Annotated in this window: 8 protein-coding genes; 4 read left to right on the forward strand and 4 right to left on the reverse strand. The window is 67.2% G+C overall.

Annotation, left to right across the window (positions count from 1 at the left end):
• Window positions 1-17: 17 nt before the first annotated feature.
• The 4 genes from ASE22_RS10650 to ASE22_RS10665 all read right to left on the reverse strand — a co-directional run bounded on the left by ASE22_RS10650 (window position 18) and on the right by ASE22_RS10665 (window position 5,601).
• On the reverse strand, window positions 18-914 hold the full coding sequence (locus tag ASE22_RS10650) for a TauD/TfdA dioxygenase family protein (RefSeq protein WP_056358552.1): 897 nt from the start codon (window positions 912-914) through the stop codon (window positions 18-20).
• A 41-nt stretch (window positions 915-955) separates the two neighbouring features.
• Window positions 956-2,689, reverse strand: coding sequence for an N-acyl-D-amino-acid deacylase family protein (locus ASE22_RS10655; RefSeq protein WP_056358555.1), 1,734 nt, complete (start codon window positions 2,687-2,689; stop codon window positions 956-958).
• Window positions 2,690-2,966: 277 nt separating this feature from the next.
• A complete protein-coding gene (locus tag ASE22_RS10660; protein WP_056358557.1) occupies window positions 2,967-4,463 on the reverse strand; it encodes an aldehyde dehydrogenase family protein in 1,497 nt (498 codons plus the stop codon).
• Window positions 4,464-4,482: 19 nt separating this feature from the next.
• A complete protein-coding gene (locus tag ASE22_RS10665; RefSeq protein ID WP_056358560.1) occupies window positions 4,483-5,601 on the reverse strand; it encodes a Zn-dependent alcohol dehydrogenase in 1,119 nt (372 codons plus the stop codon).
• A gap of 346 nt (window positions 5,602-5,947) precedes the next feature.
• On the opposite strand from ASE22_RS10665, the gene ASE22_RS10670 reads away from it, so the two are divergent.
• The 4 genes from ASE22_RS10670 (at window position 5,948) to ASE22_RS10685 (ending at window position 12,346) form a co-directional block, all read left to right on the forward strand.
• Window positions 5,948-7,204: an MFS transporter gene (locus tag ASE22_RS10670; protein WP_235536209.1), complete on the forward strand. Its 1,257-nt coding sequence runs from the start codon at window positions 5,948-5,950 to the stop codon at window positions 7,202-7,204.
• A gap of 55 nt (window positions 7,205-7,259) precedes the next feature.
• The gene (locus ASE22_RS10675; RefSeq protein ID WP_082545801.1) at window positions 7,260-9,539 is read left to right on the forward strand and encodes a TonB-dependent receptor; all 2,280 of its coding nucleotides are present in this window, start codon (window positions 7,260-7,262) and stop codon (window positions 9,537-9,539) included.
• 149 nt (window positions 9,540-9,688) lie between these two features.
• Window positions 9,689-10,513 (forward strand): IclR family transcriptional regulator, encoded by an 825-nt coding sequence (locus tag ASE22_RS10680; RefSeq protein WP_056358568.1) that lies wholly within the window; start codon window positions 9,689-9,691, stop codon window positions 10,511-10,513.
• A gap of 150 nt (window positions 10,514-10,663) precedes the next feature.
• Window positions 10,664-12,346, forward strand: a complete 1,683-nt coding sequence (locus ASE22_RS10685) for an N-acyl-D-amino-acid deacylase family protein (protein WP_056358573.1) — start codon at window positions 10,664-10,666, stop codon at window positions 12,344-12,346.

Raw genomic sequence — 12,346 nt, forward strand, 5'->3', positions numbered from 1 at the left:
GATGCTCTCCGCTATGGTTACTGCGCGCGCGCGGTTGCGCGGTCGACGCTGCCTTGGACGTCCGGGCGCTGAGCATCCGGGCGCTCGGCATCGGCGATGCCCTGGATGCGCGTGCCGGCGATCGTCACCCGCTGCATCATGCGGCGCTCGCGATAGTCGGCGACCGCATAATGCTGCACGGCGCGATTGTCCCAGAACGCCACGTCGCCGCTATTCCAGCGCAGCCGTACCTGGAACTCGGGACTGCGCACATGATCGTAGAGCAGGCGCAGCAGCGCATCGCTCTCGTTCCGGCTCATCCCGTCGATCGCCACCGTCCAGTTGGCGTTGACGTTGAGCAGGCGCCGGCCGGTTTCGGGATGGACCGCGACGACCGGGTGCAGCACCGGCGGCCACTCGTCGACCTTGTCGCGCAGCGACGCGCCCATGACATGCTTGGTTCGTTCGGCCATCTGTTCCAGCGAGTGGATCGCGCTGAGCCCGTCGAGCATCGACCGCAACCCCGACGACAGCGCCTGATAGGCCGCGTACATGTTCGCGAAGCAGGTATCCCCGCCGATCGACGGCAACAGATGCGCCTGCAGGATCGACCCCATCGGCGGGGCGGGCATATAGGTGTTGTCGGCGTGCCAGCTGTCGGCGCCCTCGCCCTTCGGATTCTTCTGATCGAGGACGATCACCTCGGGCGCGGGAGACGATGCCGTGCGGAACAGCGGCAGGTCGATCTCGCCGAAATAGCGCCCGAAGCGGACGTGCTGCTCGACCGACAGCTTCGGCTGCCCGCGGAAGAACAGCACCAGATGCTCGAGCAGGGCGGCGCGGATGTCCGCCACTACGCCCTTGTCGAGCGGTTGGGACAGGTCCACCCCGTGAACGTCCGCCCCGATATTCGCCGTCACTTTGCGGATGTCCATCCGTCCACCCCTCTCCTGATTGTCCTCGGCTGCCGGCGTCTTCAGGCCGGCGAGACTACCGTGCCCGGCAGGTTGGTCGTCAGCGCCCCGTCCAGCACGATCGGCTGGCCGTTGACGATCGTCGCCTTGACGCCCTTGCCCCAGGCCTTGAACCGCCCGACATTGCCTGGCAGGTCGCGGGCAAACTCCTTGCGCCACGGGCCGATCGTCTCGGGATCGAAGATCATGATGTCGGCGGGACCGGTGACGCGCAGCGTGCCGCGATCGACGAGACCGAGCAGGGCGGCCGGAATCTGGGTGATCTGACGAATGCCCTCCTCCAGCGACCAGGCGCCGCGATCGAGCACCCACGATCGCAGGAAATAGGAGCTCCAGTCCGAACCGTCGTCCTTGGCGAGGTGTGCGCCGCCGTCGGACACGCCGATGATCATGCGCGGATCATATTGCGCCGTCTTGACCGCCTCGGCCCACTCCGGGGTCTCGGTCTGCCAGCGGAACTCGGTCTGCATATCCTCGTCGAGCAGCAGGTCGAGAACGACGTCGCCCGGGGCCTTGCCGGCCTCCTTGGCGATGTCGGCGACGCTCTTGCCCTGGAGCGCGGCATTCTTCGGATCGGCGACCGAATCGACGAACAGCGCAACCCAGAGCGGCGGCGGCAGCATCGTGCCCTTGGTGGGATCGCGATTATACTTCTCGACCGCGTCACGCATCTCGTCGCGGGCGACGGGATCGCGCAGCAGCGCGTCGCGCTCTTCCTTGGGCAGGCGCATCATCTTGTGCCACGATGCGACCGCCGGATAATGCGGACAGTTCGGGCCGAAGATCACCGGCCGATCGAACGGGCGCGAGATGAGCAGCGAATAGACCGGTGCTCCGGCCGCCGTCGCCCGATCGAGGAACTTGACCGAGGCTTCCCAGGTCGCCGTCGGGGCATCGACCTTGTTGCGCCCGCCCAGCCCCTGGATGATGATCGGCACGCCCGACCGCAGACCGAGTTCGATCAGATAATCCTTGTCGATGTCGTCGAGCCCACCGATCGAGCTTGCCGGCAGGAAGGTGATCGACCCCTTGCCGAACTTGCCGAGTTCGTCGGCCAGCGCGAGGAACTCGGAGCGATCGGCAAGGCGCGAAGGCACCGGATCGCCATTGATGTCCATATGCACCGCGGCCGCCGACGAAGAGAGCCCGGCGGCGCCTGCCTCCAGCGCCTCGGCGAGCATCGCGCGCATCTGGGCAACCTCGTCCTCGGTCGCGGCGCGGCGATGCGAGTCGTCGCCCATCACCCAGCGGCGCAGGTTCGAGTGGCCGACATAGCAGGCGAAGTTGACGCCGAGCCGACCGGTGCGGGTCTTGATGAACTCTTCGAACGTGACGAACTCGTCCCAGCGAACCGCGGCGAGCGCGATCGGGTCCATATCCTCGACCCGCGCGAAGATGCCCTTCAGATATTCACGATCCTCGGGCTTGCACGGCGCGACCGAAAAGCCGCAATTTCCCGCCAGCACCGTCGTGACGCCGTGATAGCAGGACATGGTCGCATAGGGATCGAAGGTAATCTGCGGATCATAATGGGTGTGCGGATCGACGATGCCGGGGGCGACGATACAGCCCTTGGCGTCGATCTCGCTGTCGGCGGTGGCGTTTTCGAGATGCGCGAACTTGGCGATCTTGCCGTCGCGGATGCCGACGTCGAGACGGCGGCGCGGCAGTCCGGTGCCGTCGACCACGATACCGTTGCGGATCAGCAGGTCGAAATGTTCGGCAACCCCCGTCATCCAAGCTCTCCTATCGATGGGGCGGAGCCATGTGCCGCGGACGCGGCCTGACGTGAATCGCCCGATTGACCCGCAATCTATCCACCAACCGATCGCTTGTCTATATCGCGGGAAAGAATGATGGCGCGCCGTCCGGCATGGTGGCGCACCATCATTAAATCGATAAAAACCAGTGCTTTAATTTCAGAATAGCTCTCTCATGCTGGTCTCATTCTAGAATTCGAAATCGCGAACTGCCGGAAAATTATACTAAGCGCTCGATAGGTTTCTATCCGGATCAGGCCAGATCGACCCACACCGATTTGGTCTGCTGGTAGCCGCGAAGGCTCTCCATACCGCTGTCGCGGCCATAGCCGCTGTCCTTGTAGCCGCCGAACGGGACCGCCCAGTGCAGCCGGCGATAGGTGTTGAGCCACACCGCCCCCGCCTCGACCGCCGCCGCCATCCGGTGGCCGCGCTTGAGGTCGTTGGTCCACAGGCCGCAGGCGAGGCCGTAGTTGGAATCATTGGCGATCGCGATCGCCTCCTCCGCATCGTCGAACGGCATCACGCAGGCGACCGGGCCGAAGATTTCCTCGCGCACCGTCCGCGCCTGGTTGCCGAGGCCGGCGAACAGCGTCGGCCGGACGAAATAGCCGCCGGCATGCGGCGATCCCGCGCCGAACACAGCTTCGCCCGCTTCCCCGCCGCACAGCACCTCGCCGCCCTCCTCGCGCCCGAGGTCGAGATAGGACTTCACCTTCTCGAACTGCCGGTCGAGCGCGATCGGCCCCATCTGGCTGGCGGCGTCCATCGGATCGCCGAGGCGGATCGCGGTGATGATCTTCACCATCCGCTCGATCATCTCGTCATAGATCGGCCGCTGCAGCAGGATGCGCGTGCCCGAGATGCAGGACTGGCCGGCGGCACCGTTGAAGATGCCCATCGTCGTCACGCCAATCGCGGCGGCATCGAGATCCGCGTCGGCGAAGACGATGTTGGCCGACTTGCCGCCGAGTTCGAAGCTGAGCGGCTTGATCGCCTCGGCCGAACGGCGGGTGATCGCGCGCGCGGTCAGGGTCGATCCGGTGAAGCTGATCTTGCCGACGTCGGGGTGGCCCGCGATCGCATCGCCCGCTTCCGATCCCAGCCCGGCAACGACGTTGACGACGCCGGGCGGGAAGCCAGCCTGCTCGAACAGTTCGGCGATGACGAGGATCGAGCAGGACGCGGTCTCGGCCGGCTTGACGACGACGGTGTTACCCGCCGCCAGCGCGGCGCCGACCTTCGCCGCGAACACCGATCCGGGCGAGTTCCATGGCACGATGATCCCCACCACGCCGATCGGCTCGCGCTGGACATAATTCACGCTCATCGGGCTGACCTGGATGGTCTCGCCGTGGATCTTGTCGGCGGCACCGGCCCAGTAATGGAACATCTGCGCGATCGCCGGAATGTCGCCGGCGCGGGTGTCGCTGATGATCTTGCCGTTGTCGCGGGTCTCGATGACCGCCAGCTCCTCGAGCCGGGGCCCGACCAGATCGGCCACCTTGCGCAACAGCGCGGCGCGCTGGGCGGCCGCCATCTGCCGCCATGGCCCGCGGAAGGCGCGCCTGGCGGCCGCGACCGCCGCATCGATATCGTCGGCGCGGCCATCGGGAACCTGCGCCCAGACCTGGCCGGTCGCCGGATCGATGCTGTCGATCCAGCCCCCATTGGCGGCGGGCCGCGACTGGCCGTCGATCAGGTTATGGAAGCGCCGGACGCGCGTGTCCGTGCGGTCGAAGTCCGCCATGTCAGTCTCTCCTATGCCGTCAGAGCAACGCGCGATCGATCGCGACCACGGTCTTCGCGGTCTGCGCCCGATCGGCCTCGGCGATCGCCGCGCCGATATCGTCGAAATCGAAGGTCTTTCCGACCAGTTCGTCGAGCTTGAGCATGCCGCGCTCGTACAGCCCGACGATGCGGGGTATCTCCCGGCCCGGGATGTTGCCGCCGCCGAGACAGCCCATCAGCTTGCGCTCGCCGAACAGCAGCCCGGCATTGACCGACACGTCCGATGCCCAGGGCACGCCGCCGATCATGACGGTAGTGCCGCCGCGCCCGGTGAAGCCGATCGCCTGGCGGATCAGTGCATGGTTGCCGACCACCTCGAAGGCGAAGTCGACGCCGCGCGGCTCGAGCGCCTTGACCGCCGCGTCGACCTCGGCCGGGTCGCCGCCGCTCTGGAGCAGGTCGGTCGCCCCCATGTTCGACGCGATGTCGAGCTTGTCCCTGTTGGTGTCGATCGCGATGATGCGCGAGGCGCCGGCGATCCGCGCGCCCTGGATCACGTTGAGCCCGACCCCGCCGCAGCCGATCACCGCGACGCTGGCGCCGGGCGTCACCTTCGCGACATTGAACACCGCACCGAGGCCCGTCGTCACCGAGCAGGCGCAGAAGCACAGCCGGTCGAGCGGCAGATGCGGGGCGACCTTGACCAGCATCGCCTCGCGCATCACCGCATATTCGGCGAGCGAGCCCACGCCGACCATCGGGAAGACCATATGCCCGTCCTGCGAGAAGCGGGTCGAGTCGTCCGCCATCCGGCCCACCGCGCTCTTGAATTCGGGTCCGTCGCAGAACTGCTGCTTGCCGCCATTGCACTGGTCGCAATGACCGCACGGACCGAACATCGCCATCACGACATGATCGCCGCGCTTGAGGTCGCGCACGCCGGGGCCGACCGCCTCGACCACCCCAGCGCCCTCATGGCCCAGGATGACGGGCCGATCCTTGCCGACATTGCTGCGGTTGTGGACGACGTGGAGATCGGACCCGCAAATTCCCGAGGCGGCGATCTTGACCAGCACCTCGCCGAAGCGGGGTTCCTCGACGGTCACCTCCTCCAGCCGGGGGATATGACTGTCATAATGCAACAAGGCTGCGCGCATCGCCCTCTCCTTATCCCGCCTCTGTGGGCAAGCCAGAGACAAAACTAGCAGCCGCTATCTAACCAGGCAATCGCTTGTTTGGTGAAGATCTCTGTGAAGGAGGCTCACTATCGGCGGTGCATCGGGTTGCTCCAGAACCGTCCCTGACGCGGCTAATGCTGAGTTTCCGTGGCCCGGCTGAAAGCTTCATGGCGAAGAAAAACGGAACGCTCCGCCCGAGCGCAACCGATCAGGCACGACTAACCAACCGAGCGATTGACAGGTTGTTTGTTCATATTTATCTTCGCTCGGACACATATAGGAACGATACCGCCGCCAAGGCGATACGGAACGGGAGAGGCAGGCTGTGATCAGCCAAAGTGCCAGCTTGGGCGAATATGTCGCCCTGGGCGCAGGCCCCATGGCGCGCATCCGCCGGATGCTGGCCATCTTCGTGATGATCTCGGGCGGCTGCTTCACCGGGCTGATGACCACCGCGCTGTCGCCGAGCATGGTCGCGATCAAATCCCATTTCGGCCACGACGCCTCGGCCGCGCTGGTCGCGCAGCTCGTCATTACCACGGCCAGCCTCGGCGTCGTGGTCGGCGGCCCCATCTCCGGCTGGCTGATCGAGCGCGCCGGTATCCGCCGGGTCCTGCTGACGGCGCTCCCGCTCTACGGGGTGCTCGGTTCGGCCGGGCTGTTCCTCGAAAACGCCACCGCGCTGTTCGCCGCGCGCTTCGGCCTGGGCTTCTGTGCCGCGACGATCTTCACCGCCTGCGTCACCCTGCTCGGCGATAGCCTGGTCGGCGGCGGCCGGGCGCGGGCGCTCGGCTTCAAGACGACGGTCGCCGCGGGCTTCGCGGTGCTGTCGGTGATGATGTCGGCCCGGATCGCCGAGGTCGCGGGCTGGCGCACCCCCTTCGCGCTCTACGGCGTGGTCGCGCTGGTGATGCTGTGCATCGTCCTGTTCGCGGTCGAAGCCACGCCGCGCGACCGCGAGCGCCCCACCACGGCCGCGCCGACGAACATGGCGGTGCTCATCCTCTGGCCGGTCTATGCCGTGGTGCTGGCGATCTCGACGATCACCATCCTCAACCAGACGCAGGTACCGCTGCTGCTGGCATCCGACCATGACGTACCGCCGACCACCATCGCCTGGGTGATCACCGTCGGGACGCTGGCCTACACGATCGGATCGCTGTTCTACGGCAGCCTCCAGGTGCGGCTGGGCGCGCGCCGGATGTTCGCGCTGAACCTGGCGCTGATCGGGTCGGGCGTCACCATCCTCGGGCTCTCGCACATGCTCGCGCTATCGGCGTTCGGCTGCATCCTGCTGGGCACCGGCGGCGGGCTGATGCAGCCCTATATGCTCAACATCCTGCTCGACCGCGCCGCGCCCGAAGCGCGCGGCCGGGCGATCGGGCTGCTCTCGCCGGCGATCAACATGGGCCAGTTCCTGAGCCCGCTGCTCTTCTTCCTGCTGTTCACCAACCTGGGCGGCCATGGCGCCTTCCTGGCGATCGGCACCACGCTGTTCCTGTCGGCGCTGATCGGCCTGCGCACGGGCGTGCCGGCGGTCCGCGCCAGGACCGCCGCCGGAGGCTCGCAGCCGACCAGTTGATCCGCCGCGCCCGCGCGCCTGCCAGATTCCAGAACGACAAAAGTGGAGGGGAAAGATGGTTCAGTTGACGGCACGAACGACATTGCTGGCGGGATGCGCGGCCGCCTGCCTGCTTACCGAGCCCGCATTCGCGCAGGGCGGCGGCGGTACCCAGCTCGAGGAGATCACCGTCACTGCGCGGCGGCGCGAGGAGATATTGCAGTCGACCCCGGTGTCGGTGTCGGCGCTCTCCTCGGCGCAGATCGAGCAGCAGCGGGTGCTGACGGTCGACCGGCTGAGTCAGCTCACCCCCAATGTGGCGCTCGCGCCCGCGGGCGGATCGATCGCGGGGACGGTCGCCTATATCCGCGGCATCGGCAATGCCGATCCGATCCTGGCGATCGACCAGGCGGTCGGCATCTATCTGGACGGCGTCTATATCGCCCGCTCCAACGCCGGGAATTTCGACCTCGTCGACCTGCAGCGGGTCGAGGTGCTGCGCGGGCCGCAGGGCACGCTGTTCGGCCGCAACACGACCGGCGGCGCGATCAACCTCGTCACCAAGGCGCCGTCGGCCGAGTTCGGCGCGACCGCGAAGCTCGAATATGCCGAGGGAAACCAGCTGACCGCCCTTGCCAGGATCAACACCGGCGAGATCGGCGACACCGGCGTCGCGGCGACCGTCAGCTATCAGCGGCGTCAGCGCGACGGCTTCGTCGACAATCCCTATGCGCCCGACAGCAAGGACCCCGGCTCGCTCGACAGCGACGCGGTCTGGGCTCGCGTCCGCGGCAATTGGGGCGACTTCTCGGCCGACTACGCCTTCGACTACAACCACCAGCAGGGCCGCCCCGCCGCCTATCAGATCGTCGCGGCGACCCAGACGGTGCGCAACTATTATGGGCGCTCGACCGCGCTGGGCGGCGATCCCTTCTTCGTCCAGTCGGGGCGGTCGGGCACGGTCCCGCTGGCGCTGCGCAACCCGCAGCGCACCCGCAGCTACGGCCATGCCTTCACCCTGGAATATGATGTCAGCCCGGCGCTGTCGATCAAGTCGATCAGCGCCTACCGCAAGATCTTCTCCTATGTGCCGACGATCTTCGTCGCCGCGAACCTGCTCGGCGTCGTGTCGGCGGCGGGCGCGGTCGCGCATGTCCAGCCGTCGGAAAGCGACCGCTACATCCGGCAGCATCAATATTCGCAGGAGTTCCAGCTGCTAGGGTCGGTCGGCCGGCTCGATTATGTGGCGGGCTTCTATTATTTCGACGAGCGCGGGCGTGATCAGAACACCAGCTTCTCCACCCGCATCGCGACCGTCGCCAACGTCGGGCTGGTCGGCACCAACGCGACCAACCTGACCGACTACAAGATCCACGGCACCTCCTATGCCGGGTTCGGCCAGGCGAGCTACAAGCCGCCGATCCTCGACGACAGGCTCGAGCTCACCGTCGGACTGCGCTATACGATCGACAAGAAGCGTGCCCGGCAGCTTTCGACGATCGCGCGCAGCGGCGACCGCACCTTCCACAACACCGCCTATAACGTCACCCTCAACTTCCAGGCGACCGACGAGCTGATGGTCTACGGCCGGATCGGCACCGGCTATCGCTCGGGTGGCTTCAACACCCGCGCCGCGGCGACCGGCAACTTCCTGTTCGAACCGGAAAAGGCGATGGCCTATGAAGCCGGCATCAAGTCCGAATGGTTCGACCGGCGGCTGCGCTGGAACGGCGCGGTCTTCTACACCGACTACAAGGACCTGCAGGTCAACCAGTTCACCGGCATCACCGCAGGCGGCGGATCGGGCTTCACCTCCAACGCCCAGGCGCATTTCCAGGGCTTCGAGGGCGAGGTGCAGGCGATCCCGGTGCGCGGCCTGACCATCGACGGCAGCATCGGCTACACCAAGGCGGTCTACGACGAGATCTTCTTCCCGAACCCGGCCAACAACGTCATCACCAACTACGCCGACCGGTCGCACGTCCCCTATGTGCCCAAATGGACGACGCATGTCGGCGCGCAGTACGAATTTCCGCCGCTGTCGGTGGGCACATTGTCGGTCCGGGCGGACTATTCCTGGAACAGCACCCGCTATTTCCACACGATCAACCTGTCGAACGTGAACCCGTTCAACAACCAGGTGCGCGATCCCGGCCAGAAGCTGATGAGCGCCCGTATCACCCTGGCCGACATCGCGGTCGGGCAGCGGGCCAAGCTCGAGCTGTCGGTCTGGGGCGAGAACCTGCTCGACAAGGACATCGTCACGGGCGGCGTCGACTTCGGCGGATCGGGGTTCGGCGTGCAGGTGTTCGGCCAGCCGCGCCGGATAGGGGGCACCGCGCGGATCGTCTACTGAACCGGCCGCCGGCGCCCGTCCGCGGCGCCGGCGGCTCGCCACAGCCCCTGGCACGAATCCTGTGGCCATGTGGCCGCTTCTGTAGGAGAGGAGGAGCGAATTGCGCCCAGCCGCCCGATCGACCGCCGCCCGACCGTCACGAGAGAAGCATGCCGCCACGTTCCGCCGCCGCCCCCACGCCCCAGATCGCGCCGCGCGGGTCGGCGACGCTGTCGGTCGCGCGGCTACCGCAGATCCTGGACCTGCTCTCGCGCGCGTCGCCGCACGGTGCCAGCCTCGCCGCGCTGAGCGCGCAGACCGGCATCCCCAAGAGCAGCCTGCTCAACATCCTGCGCGGGCTGCAGAGCCTCGGCTATCTGACCTCGGTCAACAACGTCTACCATCTCGGCAGCGAGGCCTATGCGCTCGCCAACCTGATCATCTCGACCCTGCGGTCGGGGCGCCTGCCCGCAATCGCGCGGCCGGCGCTCCAGCGGCTGGCGGACGAGGTGAACGAGACGGTAATCCTGGGCGCGATGTCGCAGGACGAGCGCCAGGTCGTCTATGTCGATGCGATCGAGAGCCGTCACGCGGTGCGCGTGTCGGGCATCATCGGCAACCACAGCCCGCTCTATGCCAGCACCGGTGGCTGGGTGATGCTGGCCTACCTGCCCGACGCCTTCGTCGACTCCTACCTCCGGTCGGTCGAGCGGGTCCGCCACACCAGCAAGACGCTGACCGGGATCGACGAGCTCAAGGCGATGTACCGCAAGGTCCGCGAGGACGGCGTGTCGATCGCCGTAGGCCAGATGGACGAGAGCATCCTGGGCTTCGGCGCGCCGGTCTTCGATGCCGGCGGCGCGATCGCCGGCGTGGTCATCATCTCCTCGGTGGTCAGCCGCGCACTCGATCGATCGGACGAGCTGGCCGCTGCGGTCCGCGCGGCGGGCCGCGAGATTTCAGGCCTGCTCGGCTATCAGGCCGCGGCCGTCTAGCCACCGATTCCCGCCAGGACCGTCGCCCCCGCACCGCGTCACGCGGCGCGTTGACGCATGACCGTCGTTCATATTACAGAACAGACAAACATATATCTGAACAATCACGCGCGGCCTTGGGCTGCGCCGCTCATGTGTGACGGAGAGGCTATGAGATTCGACCTGGTGATCCGCAACGGAACAGTCGTCGACGGCACCGGCGCGCCACGCTTCGGGGCCGATGTCGCCATCCGCGACGGCCGCATCGCGGCGATCGGCACGATCGAGGGCGAGGCCGCGCGGACGATCGAGGCGACCGGGATGATCGTCGCCCCGGGCTTCGTCGATCCGCATACCCATTATGACGCGCAGATGTGCTGGGACCCGCTGCTGACCCCGTCGAGCTGGCACGGCGTGACGACGGTCGTGCTCGGCAATTGCGGGGTCGGCGTCGCGCCCTGCCGGCCCGAGGACCGCGAGAAGGCGACGTGGGATCTCGTGAACCTGGAAGCGATCCCTTATGAGACGCTCAAGCAGGGGCTGAGCTGGGACTGGGTGAGCTTCCCCGAATATATGGCCGCCGCCGAGAGGCGCGGTTGCGGGCTCAACCTCGCCTTCCTCGCCCCGCTCGCGCCGCTGCGCCGCTACGTGCTCGGCGATGCAGCGATGGAGCGCCCCGCCACCCCCGAGGAGGTGGCCCGCATCCGCGCGCTGCTGCGCGAGGCGATGGACCATGGCGCGGTCGGCTTCTCCTCGACCCAGGCGCCGTCGCATATCGGCTACCAGGGCAAGCCGCTGGCCAGCGTGCCGGCGAGCGCCGACGAGCTGGTCGCCTATGCCCAGGAACTGGGCGACATCGGCCGGGGATCGATCGAGATGGCGATCGGATCGGTGGCGCCCTGGATGAAGCCGGCCGACTTCGAACTGCTCGACCGCATGCTCGAGGCGAGCCGCGCGCCGCTGACCTTCCTCGCGCTGATGAAATTCCTCGACAAGCCCGAGGAGCATTTCCGCGCGATGGAACAGGTCGCACCGCTCGTCGCGCGCGGCGCCCGGCCCCAGATGCATTCGACCAACCTCGTCAGCGACCTGAACCTGCGCGATCCCTTCATGCTGTCGCCGTTCGAATCGCTGCGCGGCGTGTTCAACCAGCCGCGCGCGGTGCAGGAGGCGATCTATCGCGATCCCGCCTTCCGCCAGGCCTTTCGCGACGAGATCGCCGAGCGCGCCTCGGCCTTCCATGGCGACTGGTCGATGGTGTGGGTGATCGCGACCGGCCGCGCCGATCTCGAACCGCTGATCGGCCAGAACCTCGTCGAGATCGGCAAGGCGCGCGGCCAGGACCCGATCGACGCCTTCTTCGACCTCGCGCTCGAGGACGACCTCGCGACCGAGTTCACCGCGGTCCGCTTCGGCGTGCCCGAGGAGTTCCTCGGCGATCCGCGCACCCTGATCGGCCTGTCCGACGGCGGCGCGCATGTCGGCATCTTGTGCAATGCCGGCTACACCACCGAGATGCTGGGCGACCTCGTCCGCCAGCGCGGGCTGCTCAGCCTCGAGACCGCGATCATGCGGCTGACCTCCGACCCCGCCGACTTCTTCGGGCTGTCCGACCGCGGCCGGCTGCAGGCCGGCCTGGCCGCCGACATCGTGATCTTCGATCCGGAAACGATCGGGTCGGACAGCGCCCGGCCGGTACCGCTCAACGACCTTCCCGGCGGTGGCCGCCGCCTCGTCGTCCGGGCCGAGGGCGTCCGCCACGTCATCGTCAACGGCGAGAGCCTGTTCGAGGACGGCCGGCACAGCGGCGCCTATCCGGGGCAGGTGCTGCGCCCGGGCCGCGTCGTCGCGTGA

Origin of the sequence: Sphingomonas sp. Root720 (genome assembly GCF_001428605.1) — a bacterium.
GTDB lineage: Bacteria > Pseudomonadota > Alphaproteobacteria > Sphingomonadales > Sphingomonadaceae > Rhizorhabdus.

Excerpts from the sequence above, each read along its gene's own strand:
- ASE22_RS10650 (WP_056358552.1), bottom strand. The coding sequence starts at position 914 with ATGGACATCCGCAAAGTGACGGCGAATATCGGGGCGGACGTTCACGGG.
- ASE22_RS10655 (WP_056358555.1), bottom strand. The coding sequence starts at position 2,689 with ATGACGGGGGTTGCCGAACATTTCGACCTGCTGATCCGCAACGGTATC.
- ASE22_RS10660 (WP_056358557.1), bottom strand. The coding sequence starts at position 4,463 with ATGGCGGACTTCGACCGCACGGACACGCGCGTCCGGCGCTTCCATAAC.
- ASE22_RS10665 (WP_056358560.1), bottom strand. The coding sequence starts at position 5,601 with ATGCGCGCAGCCTTGTTGCATTATGACAGTCATATCCCCCGGCTGGAG.
- ASE22_RS10675 (WP_082545801.1), top strand. The coding sequence starts at position 7,260 with ATGGTTCAGTTGACGGCACGAACGACATTGCTGGCGGGATGCGCGGCC.
- ASE22_RS10680 (WP_056358568.1), top strand. The coding sequence starts at position 9,689 with ATGCCGCCACGTTCCGCCGCCGCCCCCACGCCCCAGATCGCGCCGCGC.
- ASE22_RS10685 (WP_056358573.1), top strand. The coding sequence starts at position 10,664 with ATGAGATTCGACCTGGTGATCCGCAACGGAACAGTCGTCGACGGCACC.